This is a genomic window from Brevibacterium sp. ZH18 (assembly GCF_022748595.1).
GTDB lineage: Bacteria > Actinomycetota > Actinomycetes > Actinomycetales > Brevibacteriaceae > Brevibacterium.
The window spans coordinates 1-18,691 of the sequence record NZ_JALDSX010000031.1; the positions used below are offsets into that span (position 1 = coordinate 1).

At 64.1% G+C, this 18,691-nt stretch carries 14 protein-coding genes; 7 read left to right on the plus strand and 7 right to left on the minus strand.

Features of this window, described 5'->3' with window-relative positions; all coding sequences use genetic code 11:
* The first annotated feature begins 106 nt into the window (after positions 1-106).
* Both MPN20_RS11620 and MPN20_RS11625 read left to right on the plus strand, forming a co-directional pair.
* Positions 107-1,015 (plus strand): LysR family transcriptional regulator, encoded by a 909-nt coding sequence (locus MPN20_RS11620; RefSeq protein WP_242782353.1) that lies wholly within the window; start codon positions 107-109, stop codon positions 1,013-1,015.
* 361 nt (positions 1,016-1,376) lie between these two features.
* A complete protein-coding gene (locus MPN20_RS11625) occupies positions 1,377-2,774 on the plus strand; it encodes an MFS transporter (protein WP_242782355.1) in 1,398 nt (465 codons plus the stop codon).
* Between the two features lie 241 nt (positions 2,775-3,015).
* Here MPN20_RS11625 and MPN20_RS11630 read toward each other — a convergent pair whose 3' ends face one another.
* Both MPN20_RS11630 and MPN20_RS11635 read right to left on the minus strand, forming a co-directional pair.
* On the minus strand, positions 3,016-3,792 hold the full coding sequence (locus MPN20_RS11630; protein WP_242782360.1) for a CoA-transferase: 777 nt from the start codon (positions 3,790-3,792) through the stop codon (positions 3,016-3,018).
* Positions 3,789-4,736 carry a CoA-transferase gene (locus MPN20_RS11635; RefSeq protein ID WP_242782361.1) on the minus strand — a complete coding sequence of 316 codons (948 nt, stop codon included), beginning with the start codon at positions 4,734-4,736 and terminating at the stop codon, positions 3,789-3,791. The genes MPN20_RS11630 and MPN20_RS11635 overlap by 4 nt, the downstream gene beginning before the upstream one ends.
* A 147-nt stretch (positions 4,737-4,883) precedes the next feature.
* On the opposite strand from MPN20_RS11635, the gene MPN20_RS11640 reads away from it, so the two are divergent.
* From MPN20_RS11640 to MPN20_RS11660, 5 genes are all read left to right on the plus strand, one after another.
* A complete protein-coding gene (locus MPN20_RS11640) occupies positions 4,884-5,777 on the plus strand; it encodes a LysR substrate-binding domain-containing protein (protein WP_242782369.1) in 894 nt (297 codons plus the stop codon).
* Between the two features lie 142 nt (positions 5,778-5,919).
* Positions 5,920-7,062 carry a CoA transferase gene (locus MPN20_RS11645; protein WP_242782371.1) on the plus strand — a complete coding sequence of 381 codons (1,143 nt, stop codon included), beginning with the start codon at positions 5,920-5,922 and terminating at the stop codon, positions 7,060-7,062.
* 4 nt (positions 7,063-7,066) lie between these two features.
* Positions 7,067-8,206 carry an acyl-CoA dehydrogenase family protein gene (locus tag MPN20_RS11650; protein WP_242782373.1) on the plus strand — a complete coding sequence of 380 codons (1,140 nt, stop codon included), beginning with the start codon at positions 7,067-7,069 and terminating at the stop codon, positions 8,204-8,206.
* 201 nt (positions 8,207-8,407) lie between these two features.
* Complete coding sequence (locus tag MPN20_RS11655) at positions 8,408-9,844, plus strand: cytosine permease (protein WP_242782375.1); 1,437 nt, start codon at positions 8,408-8,410, stop codon at positions 9,842-9,844.
* Between the two features lie 346 nt (positions 9,845-10,190).
* Positions 10,191-11,633, plus strand: a complete 1,443-nt coding sequence (locus MPN20_RS11660) for a lipase family protein (protein ID WP_242782384.1) — start codon at positions 10,191-10,193, stop codon at positions 11,631-11,633.
* A gap of 130 nt (positions 11,634-11,763) precedes the next feature.
* On the opposite strand, the gene MPN20_RS11665 is transcribed toward MPN20_RS11660, so the two are convergent.
* The 5 genes from MPN20_RS11665 to MPN20_RS11685 form a co-directional block, all read right to left on the minus strand.
* Positions 11,764-13,035 (minus strand): amidase, encoded by a 1,272-nt coding sequence (locus tag MPN20_RS11665; RefSeq protein WP_242782386.1) that lies wholly within the window; start codon positions 13,033-13,035, stop codon positions 11,764-11,766.
* A 111-nt stretch (positions 13,036-13,146) separates the two neighbouring features.
* Positions 13,147-14,688 carry an amidase gene (locus MPN20_RS11670; RefSeq protein WP_242782388.1) on the minus strand — a complete coding sequence of 514 codons (1,542 nt, stop codon included), beginning with the start codon at positions 14,686-14,688 and terminating at the stop codon, positions 13,147-13,149.
* Positions 14,685-16,070, minus strand: coding sequence for a M20 family metallo-hydrolase (locus MPN20_RS11675; protein WP_242782390.1), 1,386 nt, complete (start codon positions 16,068-16,070; stop codon positions 14,685-14,687). The genes MPN20_RS11670 and MPN20_RS11675 overlap by 4 nt, the downstream gene beginning before the upstream one ends.
* Before the next feature lie 74 nt (positions 16,071-16,144).
* Positions 16,145-17,446: an MFS transporter gene (locus MPN20_RS11680; RefSeq protein ID WP_242782392.1), complete on the minus strand. Its 1,302-nt coding sequence runs from the start codon at positions 17,444-17,446 to the stop codon at positions 16,145-16,147.
* Positions 17,447-17,624: 178 nt separating this feature from the next.
* Positions 17,625-18,542: a LysR family transcriptional regulator gene (locus tag MPN20_RS11685; RefSeq protein ID WP_242782394.1), complete on the minus strand. Its 918-nt coding sequence runs from the start codon at positions 18,540-18,542 to the stop codon at positions 17,625-17,627.
* Positions 18,543-18,691: the final 149 nt, after the last annotated feature.

Here is an 18,691-nt window from a genome sequence, read left to right on the forward strand (position 1 = left end):
GACGAGGCGCCTGTTTGCAGACAGTGCTCTCGTCCGCAAAGCGATGGGTCTCTGCCCGTAAAGTGATGGGTGCACGCCACGTCGACCACCGGAGGGCAGAGGAACCATGAGCGAACCGAGCCTTCGGCGTCTCCGCTACTTCATCGCCTTGGCCGAGCACGGGAAGTTCCAGACCGCGGCCGATGCCGTGAGCATCTCCCAGCCGGCGCTGAGTGCCGAGCTCAGACGCCTCGAGGACTTCGTCGGCAAGCCGCTGTTCCTGCGCAGCCCGTCCACCCGACTCACCCCCGCCGGACTCGCACTGCTCCCCCACGCCAAGGCCGCGGTCGGCGCGGCGAATCGCTTCAACGGAGTCGCCGCCGAGGTCGGCTCCGGGGAACCTGCGACGATTACCATCGGCACGGTCGCCACGTTCCTCCACCGCGGTCTGCCGGAAGCGGTGAAGGACTTCACCACCGCCCGCCCGCACATCTCCGTGACCACCCGGGAGGCCACCTCGGCGAGTCAGAGCGACATGCTGCTGGGCCACGAGATCGACATCTCGTGCGGGCACATGCCGCTGCAGCACCCCGGCGTCATCTGCACTCCGGCAGCTCGGGAGAACTTCTGGCTGTGCGTGCCATCGGAGTTAGGCGACCTCTCCCTCGCCGAGGCGGCCGATCGACCGTTCGTCATCTTCCGCAGGAGCGCCTCCCCGATCTACCACGACACCGTCGTCGGCATCTGCCGCTCGCATGGCTTCGAGCCGCGCATCCAGCACGAGACCACCAGTTGGGCGACGGCTGTGGAGATGGTCGCGCACGGGCTGGGGATCACCCTCGTGCCCACTCCCCTGGCTCGCAGTTCCCGCCGTGACGAGCGTCTGTCGTTCAGCAGGATCGACTCGGACCCGAATGCGCCGCAGTCTTGGGTGACGATTCGCCGAGAGGATCAGACCGGTCCGGTGGGCGATCTGAGCATGGACATCGTGGTCGCCTCCGAAGAGTCGACAGAAGCAGCGCCGACGACTGCGTGACGGCTGCTTGACGACCTCTGTCTGACGGCGCCTGCGTGACGGCGCTTGCGTCCGTGACGACGGCTGCTTCGGCTCCTGCGTCTGTGACGACCGCTGCGTCAATTGATACCCCCTGAGCAAAAGTCCCTGGCCACTGGTTCCGTCTCAGATGCTGAAGCCTGCGAAGATAGCGTCGGGATTCCAACTCACAGGTAAGACCAGTCGTGACCTGGGCTTCACTCACATACATCATCTTTGGTTATAGCGATATAGCTCAGGGTTATTTGCCGCCGACCGTCCACCCGCTTACTGTGAATCCATCATCGACGGCGCTGTTCTCGCCGTCGGCTGGTGCAAAGATGCTCCACCTGAGAGGACTCGCATGTCAGTTACGGCCAATACAGCCAAGAGCGCCCGCAAAGCAGGGATCGCCTCCTACGTCGGAACCACCATCGAGTGGTACGACTTCTACATCTACGGCGCCGCCTCGGCGCTGGTGTTCGGGCATGTCTTCTTCCCGGAGAATCTGCCGGCAGGAGTCGGCACTCTGCTCTCGTTCGTGACCATGTGGGCGGGCTTCATCGCACGCCCGCTGGGCGGAATCATCTTCGGACACTTCGGTGACAAATATGGGCGCAAGAAGTCGCTCGTGGTCACGCTGGTCCTCATGGGCGCTGCGTCGTTCCTCGTCGGCCTGCTGCCCGGCTACTCGACAATCGGCCTCGCCGCGCCCATCCTCCTCACACTCCTGCGTGTCCTGCAGGGCATCGCCGTCGGCGGCGAATGGGGCGGATCCGTGCTCATCGCCAGCGAGAGCGCGCCGAAGGGCAAGAGCATCCTGTATTCGGCCTTCGCTCAACAGGGATCGCCAACAGGCAACCTGCTGGCCACCGGAGTCTTCTTCTTTCTCGCGATGATGCCCACACCGGAGTTCATCCTCTACGGCTGGAGGATCGCATTCCTCGCATCCATCCTGCTCATCATCGTCGGGCTCGTCATCAGGCTCAAGCTCGAAGAGCCACAGGTCATGCAGCAGGCCCGCAAGAAGGACGCTGTGGTCAAGGTGCCGGTGGTCGAGGCGTTCAAGAAGCACTGGGCTATCATCCTCATCGGAGCCGGCGCCCTGCCGCTCGTGCAGGTCACCTACCTGAAGACCACCTTCGCCACGGCGTGGGCCACGGACAAGTCCCACGATTGGGCTTACGGCACGTCGAGCTTCCTCGGCATCGTGGCCATCGCACTCGTTGTGCAGTTCATCGTCCAACCCTTCGGCGCCGTCATCCTCAGCCGGGTCAAGGACATGCGCAAGGCAATCTTCTGGATCGTGGTCCCAGAGTTCGTCCTGATGCCGCTGATGTTCTTCGCCATCCAAACCGGCAATACCTGGCTCGCCATCCTCGGCATGGCAGCAGCCACCGTCCCGCACTCGATGTTCTACGCAGGAATCGGCGGCATTCTGGCCCGCGCCTTCCCTGCAAAGGTGCGCTACACGGGCATCTCACTGTCCTACCAGCTGTGCTCGATGACCGTGGCGGGAGCCACCCCGGCGCTGGCCCAGTGGATGTACACCAGCACACACACGATCTTGCCGGTGGCGATCCTCGGCGGATCCTATGCCGTGGTCTCGCTCGTCTGCACGCTCACCCTCCTGCAGAAGACCGGCTGGGTGGCTTCCGAGGACTCGACCGCCGAGAAAGCTGAGAAGATCGAACTCGCCGAGGAGACCGCTGAGGACGAGCGCCTCGCCGCTCTGGAACGCGAAACCGCTCCCCGCGCCTGAGGCCACCCCGAACCTGAGGCCATGTGCTCCTGACCTCGCGAAACGTCACCGCGGAGCGCGAAAGCGTCCCCGCGGTGACGTTCTCAGATCACGACAGCGCCCCGTGCACATTGTGCACGGGGCGCTGTTTCGTTGGGTCAGCCCGGCACCACGCCACCGCGTCGCCGCGTCACGACGTCACGACGTCCCCGCGGGGACGCCGGTTATGGCCGGCGCCGGGAGGACTCAGCGCCGGCAGAGCCTAGCGGAGGTAGAGCCGGACCGTATCGATCTCGTCGCGGAGAAGTCGGACCTCCTCGGCGGTGGGCTCCTGCGTGACGGTCAGATCGTTCGAGATCGCCAGGTCCCACCCGGTCTGCTCCTGCACCTGGTCACTCGTGACGCCGGGATGGACATGGGTGAGCTCGAGCTCGCCGAGGCGGTCCTTGCGTTCGAGGATCCCCAGCGGGGTGATCACGGTGCTGACCCCGAATCCGCGCGGCTGAATGAAGTCGGGATGCTCAGCCGCCCTGACCGGCGATGCCGAGGTGACGAAGTCGAGTTCACGCGGCAGCGCCGCCGGGTCGTGACGGCGGAGAATGACGAACACCTCGCCGGCATTGGCCATGATGTCGGCGGCACCACCGGATCCAGGCAAGCGCACCTTCGGCGAATCCCAATCACCGATGACTGTGGTGTTAAGGGAGCCGAAGCGATCGATCTGAGCAGCACCGAGGAACCCGACGTCGACGTTGCCACCCTGAAGTACGTAGCCGAACAGGGCATGCATGTTCACGACCGCCTCGGCGCCGGAGACGACGACCGAATCGGCGATGCCCTCAGCCATCGATTCCGGATGGGCACCGGCCACACCGGATTCGTAGACCAGCTGGATATCGGGGTTAAGCGTGCGGTGCGCGAGGTCGACGGCCAGTGTGGGCAGGCCGATGCCGGCGAAGACCGTGTTGCTGCGGGCGAGCATCTTCGCCGCGGCGCACACGACCAGCTCGGTCTCCGTGAAGTCAGCTGCTGTTGTCATCGTGAGCTCCGTTCTGTCGACGCGTCCGGTCGCCGTCCGTAGTCGACGCTTCCTGACGGGCGGGGAGCCATCCGCAGGGCTGCGATCCGGTCGCGGCCGATCGTGTCGAGGTACTCCTCGTGGTCCTTCGTCGCGCGGACATGGGTATCGATCCATTCGCGCAGCGCTTCGGGGTCCTTTGAGATCGGCGTCCAGTCGCGGTAGAAGGTGTTGTCGCGGTCATAGGATCCCTGCACATAAGAGGGGTGGGCGCCCGTCGGGACCACGCAGACCGCGTCCACGGCGTGTGCGGGGATGAGCGTGCGATTCGGATCGGCGCGGATCACCTCATCGTCGACGATCTCCTCGACCGTGACGATGACCTTGTCGGCCGCGTAGACGGCCTCCTGCTGGACCCCGGCGATTCCCCAGATCTGGGCATTGCCCTTCCGGTCAGCACGCTGAGCGTGGATGATCGTGACGTCCGGGTTCAGCGGGGGCACCACGTGGATCTTCTTGCCCGTGTACGGATCGACGACGGCGCGGATGTCCGGATTGATGCCTGGCATATCGGATCCGACGAAGGAACTGATCGGCGCGAACGGCAGCCGGGCGGCACCCGCGTGATAGCGCAGGGTCATGGCGTGGTGGGAGTACTCCTCGACCGGCAGCGGCGCGGGGTCCTGGGACTCGATGCGCCGACGGATCTCATAGAGACTGCCAGCCGATCCCGAGGCGAAGAACGAGCACACGAGACGATCGACGCATCCGGCAGCGATCATCATGTCACTGAGCAGATCGGGCGTCATCCGACAGAACGTGAGTCCGGTGATCCCCTGTCGGATGATCTCGTGGCCCGCGGCGAACGGGATAAGGTGAGAGAATCCCTCCAGGGCAACCGTGTCTCCAGGGCTGACGAGCTTCTTCACCGCGTGCGGCAAACTGACGACTGTGTCACTGTCCATAATTCGCAGACTATATTAAAGACCTTGTTCTGCAAAAGATTGACATAATTAATACTCAATTGTGCAATAATGATGGGCGTCGCGCGGACCACCAGCAAACAGTCCACCAGTGAGCAGTCCACCAGTGAACAGACGGAGACACCAAAGATGGAACTGAGTCAGATCCGCGCATTCGTCGCGGTTGCCGAAGAGCTCCATTTCGGCCGCGCCGCCGAGCGACTCGGCATGGCCCAGCCGCCGCTGAGCCGGACGATCCGCGCACTCGAGGCGGAACTCGGCACGCCCCTGTTCCAGCGCACCACCCGATCCGTCAGCCTCTCCTCCGCCGGCCATGCGCTCTACGAACCTGCCAAGCACATGCTCGCCACGCAGCAGGCCGCCGTCGAATCGGTCCATCGCTCGTCGAGTGGTCAGATCGGACGAATCAGATTCGGCTACTCCCACCCGTCGTCCCGCAAGCTCGCCGCGGCCTTGGTCGCCGCCTCTGAGGTGAAGAACCCGGGCATCTCGTTCCAACTTGAGTCGAGCGTCTATGCCGATGAAGGTCTCGAGCGGATCATGGACGGCACGCTCGATCTCGCACTCGTCCGATGGCAGCGACGCCCGCCGCTCATCGCTGGACGGCCGGTCCAGATCGAACGCCCATGCGTCGCCGTTCCTCCTGGCCACCGCCTTGCGAAGCGCTCCTCGGTCGACGTCGCCGAGCTCAGCGAAGAACGTTTCGTGTTCCTTCCTCCGCGCCCCAATTCGAATCTGCGTGAGACCGGAATGCGTCTGTGCCTTGACGCGGGGTTCGCTCCGAAGGTCGTTCAGGAGGCCCCCGACTCGCAGTCGATCGCCGCGCTCGTCGCGGCCGGCATGGGGATCACGATCACCTTCGACTCCGTGGCGGTCGGCTATGGCGCGGACGTCACCGCCGTCCCCCTCAACGCAGAGAACGAGACCACGAAGCTCTACCTCGCCTATCGCCTCGACCATGAGGACGCTGCGCTCGACTCGGTCCTCGGCATCGCCGCGACGATCCTGCCCACCGTTCGCTGAACGTCCATCGCTGACCGTCAATCACTGACCACGGCCTGGTGCATGCTTTGCCAACGCCAACCACGTGACCCATCCGACATGTCGGACGAATAGTCCGCATTGCCCGTTGTCTTCACACACCCCCGCGCCGAGGATTGTCCTCATGGACGCAACGAAGCAACTTCTCCACGGGGTCAGGGTCGCGGACTTCTCACGCGTGCTGGCCGGCCCTTATGCCACCGCCATGCTCGCCGATCAGGGCGCCGAGGTCTTCAAGATCGAGATGCCCGGCCACGGTGATGACTCACGCCACCTGGGCCCCTTCACTGACACAGGCTCGACCTATTTCACGTCGCTCAACCGGGGCAAACGCTCCATCGAGGCCGATCTCAAGGATCCCGAGCAGCATGCGCAGTTGCTTGACTTCATCCGCACCTGCGATGTGGTCGTCGAGAACTTCCGGCCGGGCGTGGCAGCCAAACTCGGGCTGGCCTACAACGACCTCAAAGCGATCAAACCGGACATCGTCTACGCCTCAATCTCCGGCTTCGGCCAGACCGGCGCGCAGGCGAAGCGACCCGCCTACGACACCGTCATCCAGGCCCTGAGCGGACTCATGTCGTCGACCGGCTTCCCTGAGGGCTCCCCCACCCGCGTGGGCGAATCCATCGCCGACGTCTCCGCCGGAGTCTTCGCCGCCTTCGGCATCTCGAGCGCGCTCTTCCACCGCCAGACCACCGGCGAGGGCGCCCACATCGACATCCCGATGCTCGACGTCATGCTTGCCATGCAGCCGACGAACACGGCCATCCATGCCGCCGGATCGACACCGAACCGTGTGGGCAACCGGCACCCGATCTCCGCACCCTTCGACACCTACTCAGCTAGCGACGGCCTCGTCGTCATCGCCGTGGCCAACGACAAACTCTTCGGCGTCCTCGCAGCCACGCTCGGCAAGCCCGGGCTCGTCCGCGACCCACGTTTCGCCACCGATTCCGACCGTTCGGACAACGATCAGGCCCTGCGCACCGAGATCGAGGAGTTCACGACCGGTCACACGGTGGCTGAACTGTGCGCGATCTTCGATGACGCAGGCGTCCCGAACTCACCCGTCCTCAACTTCGCCGAGGCGCTCGACGGTCCCATCACCGACGGTCGCGGACTCAGTGCCACGGACGAGCGGACCGGGCACACGTTCCTGGCCCACCCGATCCTCGTCGACGGCGCCAGGCCCGCGTCCGCAATGCCGGTGCCCCACCTCGGCGAGCACAATGCCGAGCTCACGACAGCATCCACGAAGGAGTAGGACCATGGCTTTCGACATCAGCACCGACGAGAAGGAACTCGTCGACGCGGTCGCCCGGATCAGCAAGGACGTACTGGTCCCGCAGGCAGCGGCCGCGGACGCGAACGAGCGCGTCTCGGATGAGACCCTGAAGACCCTCGCCGAGGTGGGGGTCCTCGGCCTCAACCTGCCCGAGGAATTCGGTGGGCCGGGTGTGGGATCGGTGGCGATGAGCCAGATGGTCGCCGCCGTCACCGAGGCGTGCGCCTCGACGGCGTCGATCATCACCGCGCAGTTCCTCGCCACCGACTCGATCCTCCTCGGCGGCACCGATGCCCAACGCGAATCGTGGCTGCCGCGTGCTGCCTCCGGCGAGGTCATCGGCGCGTTCGGGCTGACCGAGCCAGGCGCGGGTTCGAACCCTGCCGAAATGTCGACGCGGGCCACACGGGTCGACGACGGCTGGCACCTCAAGGGCACGAAGTGCTTCATCACCAATGCCGGATTCGCCGACTTCATCGTCGTCTACGCGAAGACCGACGTCGAGGCTGGGCACAAGGGGATCAGTGCCTTCATCGTCGATACCAAGGCAGCCGGTGACGGACTGAATTTCAATCCTCCGGAGAAGACCATGGGCCTGCGCGGCAGCCCGGTCTACGAATTCGTCATCGACACCATCGTGCCTGATGACGCCCTCCTCGGCGTCGAGGGTGAGGGCTTCACGACGGCCATGCGCGTCCTCGACCGTGGGCGCATCGAGGTCGCGGCGATGAGTCTGGGCATCGGCAAGGCCGCACTCGATGCGGCTGTGGCTTGGGCCGGCGAGCGCAAGATCAACGGCAAACCACTCAACCGCCTGCAGGGCATCGCCTTCAAGCTCGCGGACATGTACACGAAGTACCGCTCGGCGTGGCTGCTGACCATGGATGCCGCAGAGCAGAGGGACGCCGAGGTGGACTTCACCCGCTCCTCGGCGACGGCAAAGCTCGCCGCCTCCGAGGCTGCCGCGTTCATCGCCGACGAGGCCCTGCAGATCCACGGCGGGTACGGATTCACGCGCGACTTCCCGCTTGAACGCTATGTCCGCGATGCCAGGATCTACCGCATCTACGAGGGTTCCTCGGAGATCCAGCGCACGATCATCGCCCGGAGCCTGTCTGCCTGAACCAGTCGAAACAGAGCCGAAATCTGCATCGGAATACGATCAGGTCGGGGTTCAAGGGTGATCGATTCGCCCTTGAACCCCGTTTTCCGCTCCACGCCCACCAAGGTTCCGATATTTCGGACAGATTGTGTGACTCGGGTCTCGTTTCACCCTGATTTCGGGTGTTGACTGGGTCTGATTCACCATTCGAAGGAGAAACCAATGGCCAGTACGTCCAATTCGGGGATCGAGAAACGATCTATCGAGATGGTGCCTGACAATGAACGTCACGGCACCGCACGGTCCCAGTTCACGCTGTGGTTCGGCGCCAACACCCAGATCACCGCCATCGTCGACGGAGCACTTGCCGTTGTCTTCGGCGCCGATGCCCTCTGGGCCATCGTCGGCCTGCTCATCGGCAACATCATCGGCGGCATCGTCATGGCGCTGCACTCGGCGCAGGGTCCGCAGCTGGGTCTGCCGCAGATGATCTCCTCGCGAGCGCAGTTCGGCATCATCGGCGCGATCATCCCGCTGGTGCTCGTTGTGCTCATGTACATCGGGTTCGCTTCGACCGGTGCTGTGCTCTCGGGTCAGGCCGTCAACCTCATCATCGGGTCCAATACTCCGGCGGTGGGCATCGTCATCTTCGGTGCGCTGACCGCTGCGGTCGCTCTGCTGGGATACAAATACATCCACGTTCTCGGTCGCATCTCCTCGGTGACCGGTCTGCTCGGGTTTCTCTTCATCACCTACTGCGTGTTCACCAAGGTCGACGTTCCCGGACTCATCTCGGGATCGAGCTTCGCGTTCCCGGCGTTCCTGTCCGCGATCGCACTCTCCGTCGGCTGGCAGCTGACCTACGGCCCCTATGTTGCCGACTACTCGCGCTACCTGCCCCGGTCGACCCCGGCATCGAAGACCTTCTGGTTCACCTTCGGCGGCTCCGTCATCGGCTCACAGTGGTCGATGACCCTGGGCGCCCTCATCGGCGCGGCCGCCATGACCGAGACCGGCAACTCCTTCATCGAGAACCAGGTCAGCTTCGTCGGCGACATCGTCGGTGGAGGCGTCTACGCGCTCCTCATCTTCATCGTCATCCTGTTGGGCAAGCTCACCGTGAACACGCTCAACGCCTACGGTGCGTTCATGTGCACGCTGACGATCCTCACCTCGTTCGGCGAGAAGACGAATATCCGTCGCTGGACCCGCGCGGTCTTCGTCATCGGCATCGTGACGCTGACCGTGCTCGTGGCGCTCATGGCCTCGGCGGACTTCCTTGCGAACTTCAAGAACTTCGTGCTCGCACTGCTCATGGTCTTCACGCCGTGGAGCATCATCAACCTCACCGACTACTACCTGATCTCGAAGGACCGCTTCGACATTCCGGCCTTCTATGACCACAAGGGCCGTTACGGGAAGTGGAACTGGCGAGCACTGCTGGCCTACGGCGTCGGCGTCGTTGTGCAGATCCCGTTCCTCGCTCAGTCCTTCTACACCGGACCCATGGTCGCGAAGCTCGGCGGAGCCGACGTCTCGTGGATCGTCGGCATCGCCGTCACGTTCCTGCTCTACTTCTTCATGCTCCGCAACCGCAGTGTTGCCCCGCCGGAGACGATCTATCCGGACATCGAAGAACTCGACGCGCAGCGGGCGTGAGCGCGCAGCGGGCATAAGCGCGCAACGGGCGTGAGCGTCGTGAATCCCGCATAGTTTCACAGCACCACAGTTCGAGCCAGGGCCGACAGGTTTTCACACCTGTCGGCCCTGGTGTCGTATTCAGACACTCGACACCAAGGCCGGGAATCCGTGCGCACCCACACACCCGCGAAACGATGTTACTCATGAGTTCTACTATGGAGTAGGGTTGTGATGTCTGTCACCACGCAGGCTCCGCACTGGAGAAGATCGAAACGACACCACCGTCGTCCGACCGATCTGCGACACCACCGCTGTCCGCACACGCTCACCGCTGAGACACACGACAGAGCAGGAACCCGAACACATGAGTACGTCCCGCCATTCACCACTTCCACCCCTGCGGCGAATCGCCGCCTTGAGCGCCGCGGCCATCGTCGGCCTGGCCCTCACCGTGGGTTCGACCGCGGCCCCCGTCCATGCGCAGGAGCGTGTCCCACAGTCGGACGAAGAAGCCAAAAGCATGATCAAAGACAGGGAAGCCGAGGATTCCGGCTCCCTGAACAAGAGCAACGTTCCCGACGGGGTGAGCGTCGAACAGGCACGCAAGGTCGTCGACACATCGGACGAGATCACCACCGCCGACGTTGAGTATGGGGCCGCGCTTGAGGATCTTCCCTCCTCGGGAGTCCCCGAAGACTTCTACCAAACGCCGGACCAGCTCCCAGAGGACAATGGAGCAGTCGTCAAGCAGGCACCGTCGGATTTCTACGTCGATCCGATCAAACTCATCAAACAAGACGCGAAGACGACGGCATTCATGTACAAGACCACCGATGAAGAAGGACGTGCGAGAGCCGCGACTGCCACGCTGCTCACTCCGAAAGGCGCCAACGGACCGGCGAAGGACGCTGTCGTCATCTCGCCGGGAACCCAGGGCATCGCTGACAAGTGCGCCCCAAGCCGGCAGATGGGGATGGGCACCGAATACGAGGGCATCTCTGTCGCCTCGGCGCTGGCCGCGAAGCATCCCGTCGTCATCGTCGACTACATCGGCCTCGGCACCGAGGGTGCTCATCGGTACCTCGACCGCACCGAGGAGGGACGCTCGGTTCTCGATGCGGCCCGCGCGGTCCAGCAGGTCGACGGCAGCGAGATCGATGACTCAACCAAGCTCCAGCTGCGCGGCTATTCGCAGGGCGGTCACGCCACGACAGCAGCCTTGGAACTCGCCGAGGACTGGGCACCCGAACTCAACATCACGTCAGCATCGGCAGGTGCCGTACCGACAGACCTGTACAAGACAGTCTCCGGTCTCTCCAGCACGTACACGGCGTTCCTCCTCTACGGAGTCCAGTCATTTGCCGAACAGGCCGACGTCGAACTGTCCGATTTCCTCAATCAGAAGGGACTGGACGCCGTCGCCAAGGCCGCGGACCAATGCACCATCGAGGCAACGGTCTCCAATGCCTTCCTCGATACGACCACGCTGACGAAGGACGGCAGCTCCTTCCAGGATCTGGTCGAGGAGAAGTTCATGCCTGTCGCCGACAAACAGCGATTGGGCGAGGCGTCGATTCCGAACATTCCGGTGCTCGTCAACCACAGCTACCTCGATGACGTCGTACCGTTCGAGCAGGGTAAGGAACTGGCGTCGACCTGGTGCGATGCGGGCAATCGAGTGGCGCTCGAGGACAATCTCGGCCCGACGCACATCGGCGGATACATCGCTTCGATTCCTCGCATCGAGACGTTCACGACCCGCACGTTCGCAGGCAAGCATCCCCTCGACAGCTGCTGGAGGCTCTGACCGGAGCTGTCTCGAGCAGACACACGGTGCGGCACCCATAGGCGCTGCACCCATAGATGCTGCCGGCCCGCCTGCTTAAGTGGTCGTTTTGGTCCGAAGAATCAGTCAACTTTCGGTCCAATTCGACCACTTAGGCGTCGCCTCCTCCGGTGAGATAGCGCGCGGCGAACGCGAGCAGCCTCTCGTCGCTGTTCGGCGGACCGACGATCTGCACCGACTCCGGTCTCGCCGTTCCACCGTCACCGACCACAGCCCCGACAGGCAAGGTGAGCGCCGGCCAACCCAACACGTTGAACGGCATCGAGTAGCGCATGAATCGTGCAGCGGACTCCGGGCCGATCTCGTCCCAGCGGATCACCTCGCCTTCGATGCCCGGGGTGATGATGAAGTCGACATCGTCGAAGATCTCCATCGCCGAGGCACGCAGCTCTTCCAGAGCAACAACCTGTTCCTGATACTCGGGGACTGTGATGGTCTGCCCGGACATGATCTTCGCCCACACCCCCGGCTGATACAGCTCGCCCTGGTCGTCTGCGAACCGCCGGTGCAGCGTGTAGGCCTCATAGCGGCGCACGATGTCATAGATCCCGAAGAGCCGTTCGATGGTCTCGCCCAGTTCTTCAGACTTCGCCGAGGTTGTCCTGACGTCACCGAGGTGGTGCTCGGTCCACCTGCGCGCCCCCTCCGCAGAGTCGTCGGCAGATCTCAGGAGACTCACGTCGACCGTCAGTGCCTCCGGCGATGCCAGTCCTCCGCTGCCGAGGTCCCGGCCATGTCCGGAAATGGCTGCGAACGCCGTGGTGAGCAGCGGCAGGTCGCGTGCGAACAGTCCGACCGTGTCGAAGGATGGCGACAGTGGAAATACGCCCTCGGTCGACACCACCCCGAAGCTCGGTTTGAATCCGATGACTCCCTGGCACACGGCAGGCACCCTCACGGAACCTGCGGTGTCGGTGCCCAATGCCAGCGGCACCACACCCGCGGCAACCAGGGCCGCAGATCCGGAGCTCGATCCGGCAGTGCACAGTTCAGGATCGATCGGATTGATGACTCGGCCGAAGGCGCTCTCATCGCCGAGGATGCCGTAGGAGTACTCCTGACAGTTGGTCTTGACGACCGGCAGCGCTCCCGCCTTCTCCAGGAGGTTCACGACCGGAGCGCTCCCACTCGGATCAGGTCCGCTGCTGACCTTCGACCCCATCGTCGTGGGGAATCCCACCACGTCGATGACGTCTTTGATCGCGAAAGGCACACCCTCGAGGCTGCGTGCTGGCTCCCCCGCGGCAGTGCGCTCCGCTGACTTCCGTTCCAGGGCGCGTGCCCGGTCAGCCATCACCGAGGTGACAGCGTTGAGGTCTCGCCCGATTCCTTCGACGGCGGCAAGTGTCTGTTCAAGGCTCACCGTTGAGTCCTCTTCCTGATGTGTTCCACGGTTCTCGTCCACGATCCTCATCGTGTCAGAAGACCGCGGCGTGCGGCCTCGGACATGCCACGTCCCGCCGGCGACAAGTAATCACCCCGGCGCGAGTCCCGTCCACGGCACCAGCTGCTCCACCGCGGCCGCAACATCGAAGGCGCCGCGGTCGTCGAAGGGGTGCCCCACGACCTGCAGCCCGGTCGGGATCCCGCAATCGGCCATGCCCGAGGGCACGTTGACGATCGGCACGCGGTTGCAGATGTTGAACGGCATCGTCATATGCGACTGCCAGTAGTGCTCGAGCCGGACTCCCCCAGCGTCAGAACCAGTCCCCGAGCTGGAACCATTGCCCGAACCGGAACCAGGCCCCGAGCTCTCCCGACCGACCCCATCGGCGCCGATCGTAATCCCGTCGAGGTAGCTGCCACCGGCCTCAAGTCCCGCCACCGCCGAGGTGGGCGCCAGGAGAACGTCGAACCCGTCCATCGCATTCGCCAACTCGGCCTGGATCTGGGCTTCCATCACCAACCCGTCGTACTGCGTACGTCGGGCAGCCACCGCCTCGGCGTCGGCCATGAAGCGCAGCGTGTAGTCGGCCAATGTGTCCTCGTGGCCACGGGTCGCGGCCCGCATCGCCGGGGCCAGGATGTTCCCGAAGTGCGTGAACGCAGCATCGAAGATCCGTTCGGCCGTCCATGGCAGTTCGATCTCCTCGACGATGGCACCAGCAGCCTCGAGCACCGAGGCGACCGCGCGGGTATTGCGAATGGTGTCCTCCCCGACAGGGAAGTCCCCCAGCCGCAGGCACAGCGCCACGCGCTTGCCGCGCAGACCATCGACCACCTCGGCGGAAGTGGCATCGAAACCGGATAGGAACCCGGACGAATCGATCGTCGCGTGATCGCTGGGATCAACACCGACCATGACCCGAGCCAACAGTGCGGTGTCGGCCACGGTGCGCGCCATCGGCCCGTCGCCGCGGTACCAGTCGGCGGCCAAGGGCTGGGCGCCCGGGATCCGACCGTAGGGAGCTTTGTACCCGACGGTGCCGGTGAACGCGGCGGGCAGCCTCGTCGATCCGGCGATGTCCGAGGCTGTCGCCAGGGGCCCGAAGCCCGAGGCCAGGGCCGCACCGGATCCGCCAGAGGACCCGCCGGGTGAGAGCTCGGTGTTCCAGGGGTTGCGGGTGACTCCCCACATCGGCGAATGCGTGATCGTCGCGCAGCTGAACTCCGGTGACGTCGCCCTGGCGTGGACGAATCCTCCGGCACCGCGGATGCGGCGGATGATCGCGGCGTCGGCACTCGCCACGGTGTCGACCTCATGCATGAGGCCCTGCGTGAGCGAGCGCCCGGCGATCGCGTGCTTCTCCTTGGCGATCACGGGCAGCCCGAGCAGCGGTCGGGAGGCGCTCGCCTCGGCGAGGTCAGCGGATGTGGCGTTGGCGTAGAACGATTCCGCGTCCTTCGCCGAGGTGACCGCTTCCTCAACGACCTCCGTGACCGCATTGATGCGTTCGTCTTCAGAGGTGATGCGCCCGATCAGGGCGGTCAGGTAATCGACCGGGGAGAGGTCCTTCGTGCGGAACTTCGCCAGTGCCTCGGTGGCCGACAGTGCCCAGGTCTCAGTGCCGGTCATGCCCGTGCCTCGGCGACGGACTTGCCGACCCAGATCTCACCGTCGCGGACGTCGCTGAGTTCGCCGGCGACGAGTTCGGTGGCGACGTTGGTGAGCACGCCGAGGCCGCGGACCATGTCCTCGTCGGTGGTGAATTCGCGTTCGCAGTGGGAGACGCCGTCGACGCTGGGCACGAACATCATGACGGCGGGCACTCGGTGGTTCATCGCCACCGAGTCGTGGCCGGCCATCGTCTCGAGGCGTCGGATGGACAGCCCCTCGTTGGCTACGGCTTTCTCGGCCAGCTCGACCCCGGCCTCCGGGAAGTAGCGCTTGTCACGGACGTCGAAGTCCTCGACGTTGATGGTGATGTCGTGGTCGCGGGCGATGTCGGCAATCTGTTTGCGCAGGGAATCCCTGGCCGCGATGACGACAGCTGGGTCGGAAGAGCGAAGATCGGCAACCATGTGCACGCGGCGGGGCACGACGATCGGCGAATTGGGTTCGACGACGTGCTGGCCCACGGAGGACACCAGTGCTTCGTCCTCGAATTCTTTGACGACGTCGGCGACGGCAAGGACCACTTTGGATCCGGCGACGAGGGCGTCGTGGCGGTCGGCCATGGCAGTGGCGCCGGTGTGGGACTGTTCGCCGAGGACGTCGATGTCGAGCTTCTGCGTGTACCAGCTGGATTCGACGACGCCGATGTTCGTGGCCTCGCGTTCGAGGATGCGGCCCTGTTCGATGTGGATTTCGGCGTAGGAGATCGCCTCGGGTGGGGTGTCGGTGCCGTTGTAGCCGATGGCGTTCAGCGCCTCGGCGACGGAGGTTCCTTCGAGGTCTTCCACCGCGAGCATCTCTCTCAGGCCGAAGAGTCCGGCGTAGACGGAGCTGCCCATGATCGAGGGGGCGAAACGGCCGCCCTCTTCGTTGAACCAGTTGACGACGGCGAGGTTGAAGCGCGGGACCTGTCCGGATTCGGCGATGCTCTCCTTGACGCGCAGAGCCGCGAACAACGCGGAGATGACGCCGTAAGCACCGTCGAAACGACCGCCCAGAGGCTGGGAGTCGAGGTGGGAGCCGATGAGGACGAAGGGAGCATCAGGGACGAATTCGAGGCAGGCGAACATGTTCCCGATCGCATCGACGCGGACCTCGAAGCCCTTGTCTTCGGCCCAGGCGCGCATCCAATCACGGGTCTGCTTGTCCTCAGGGGTCAGTGCCTGTCGGTCGACACCATCGTTGTCGGTGGCCCCGATCGTGGCCACGTGATGGAAGTCGGTGAGGAAGGCGGCGTCACTCGAGGGGGCTGGGTTCGAAGTGGCTGAGGTCGAGGGGGCTGGGTTCGAAGTGGCCGAGGTCGAGGGGGCCGAGGTCGAGGAGGCTGCGGATGGTGCGGTCATGGGGCGTCTCTTTCTGTTGCTGGTGGTCAGGGATGCGGGCTTCAGGAGCACGGGCTCAGCTCAGGCGCCGAGTCTCAGCCCAGTCGGCCCCAGGTCTCGGGCAGGCGGGTGATGAAGATGAGGACGAGAACGATCACGGCGCAGATGGTCATGTAGTAACCGGGTGCGGTGTTGACGCCGGTGACGTCGACGAGCCAGGTGCCGACGAACGGTGCAGTTCCACCCAGGAGCGCGTAGGAGATGTTGTAGCTGATCGCCGCCGAGGTGAAGCGGGTCTTCGTGGAGAAGCGTTCACAGAAGAAGGTGTAGCAGCCACCGCCGTAGCAGCACAGGGAGATGACGAAGATCGTCTGCCCGAGGAATGCCAGACCCATGTTCCCGCTGGTCACCAACCCGAACGCGGGAATAGAGGTGACGGCCAGGAGGATGGAGCCGGCGACGAGCATCGGCTTACGCCCGACCCTGTCGCTGATAGCTCCGGCGATGGGCAGGAAGATCGTGTAGCTGGCCATGGCGATCGCGTTGGTCAGCAGCGACTGCTCGCGGCTGAGGTCGCCGGCGGTCTGAATGTAGGTGACGAAGTACGCGGAGAGCATGTAGAAGCCCAGCGCGGTCAGCCCCAGAACGAAGAAGACCTGGAGCATGCCCGCCCAGTTCTCGCGGAACGATTCGCGGATGGGGCTGAATTCCTTCGGGCGTTCCGCGGCGGTCTTCTTGAACAGCTCGGACTCATCGGTCCGCGACCTGATCCACAGACCCACAGCTGAGAGCGGCAGGGCGAGGAGGAAGGGAAGGCGCCAACCCCAGGAGTCGAAGGACGCATCGCTCATCACGGTCGAAAGCAGAAGGATAAGGCCGCCAGCGAAGACCGAGGGCAGTGCAGTTGCCGCGAGGGTGATGTTGATCCACAGGCCGCGCTTCTCCACCGGAGCATGTTCGTAGACGAAGGAGGGCCCGCCGACCGATTCGCCGCCTGCGGAGAAACCCTGGCCCAGTCGGGCGATGATGAGCAGGATGGGTGCGAACCAGCCGATCTGGTCGAAGCCAGGCAGAATGCCGATGAGCGCCGTGCAGCAGCCGACGAGGAAGATCGTGATCGTCAGGGTCTTGCGCCTGCCGACCTTGTCGCCGAGGGCGCCGAAGAACAGTCCGCCCAGGGGCCGCATGACGAAGGCGACGCCGAAGGTGGCGAAGATGATGAGCAGTCCGGTGACTTTGTCGCCGTCGGGGAAGAAGTACTCGGAGAGGATGACCGCCGAGAGCCCGTAGAGCGTGAAGTCGTAGAACTCGACGAATTGGCCGATGCTGCCGCCGACCAGCACTTTCTTCTGCATGCTCGTGGTTTTGCCGGTCTGCTTCATCTGTGTCGCTGACATCAATGCTCCCTCGCTGCGTCATCGTGTGGGAACCATTGTTGCGTCCTGCGTCACATCAGTCCAACAGATAATCTTTAGTCCCGGCATTCATTTAATCTATGAGGCGGCGACACCGCAGACGCTGCAGACACTGCAGTCGGCGCAGTCGGCGCAGTCGGCGCGGACACCGCACCGGCAGTTAGTCGACGGAGCGCAGAATCTCCCTGGCCAGTTCGCTGAACGCTCGGGCTCGTCGGCTCAGACGCAGCTCCTTGGGCCAGACCATGGACAGGTCGATGGTCGGGAACTCATCGAGCAACGGCACGTCGACCGTCATCGATCCGATGTACGTTCCCGACGACACGCTCTGGCTCAGCAGCGAGTATCCATGCCCCATCGCCACGAACGACCGCACAGTTTCGTAGCCGGAGAAGCGGTGCCGCACCTTCGGCACGATGCCCGCGATGCGGAAGAGCTCATCGTAATACTGCCAAGAGAAGGGCAGGTCGAGCTGAATGTAGTTCTCCTCGGCGAGTTCACGCAGATGGATCGGCTGCGGTTTCGCTCCACCCCCGCCGAGGCGGTGGTCAAGAGAGACGAGAACGTGCGGTTCCACGACGTCGATGAGAAACGAATCGAAGCGATCGGTCAGTCCCAGCGTGTAGGTCAGGGCGATGTCGCATTCGCCGGCGATCACGGCTCGTTGCAGGTCGAAGAGGTCGGCTTCGAGATAGTTGACCCGCACCCCGGGGTAGCGCTTCTCGAATTCGGCATGGATGAGCGGCAGGCGGGTCGGCGCGATCGGGGAGAACACCCCGACGGTGAGTTCACCGCTGAGCGAGCTCGCCAGTCCATGGGCGGTTTCGCCCAGAGCGTCGGAAGATTCGAGGAACGGACCGACCTCGGAGAGGAAGCGTCGACCGGCAGGCGAGAGCACAACGGAGCGGTTCTTCTGCCGGATGAACAGGTCGATGCCCAGAGTCCGCTCGAGCTGGGCCATCGCCGTGGAGATCGCCGACTGCGTGACGTTGAGGCGTTTGGACGCTTCGGTCATGCTCTCGCGGCGAGCGACCTCTTGGAAGTACCGCAGCTGGACGAGAGTGAAATCGAGGGCCATAGGTGCCATCATCTCACTCCATGGTGGGCGCCATTTCCGCACCCGCACAGCAGCGAGCGGCGATCTCATTCGCCCCAAGGCAACGGGTGCCCGCACCCTGATCCGCGTCAGGACCCTTGACCGAGCTCTCCCACCTGAACGAATCGAAT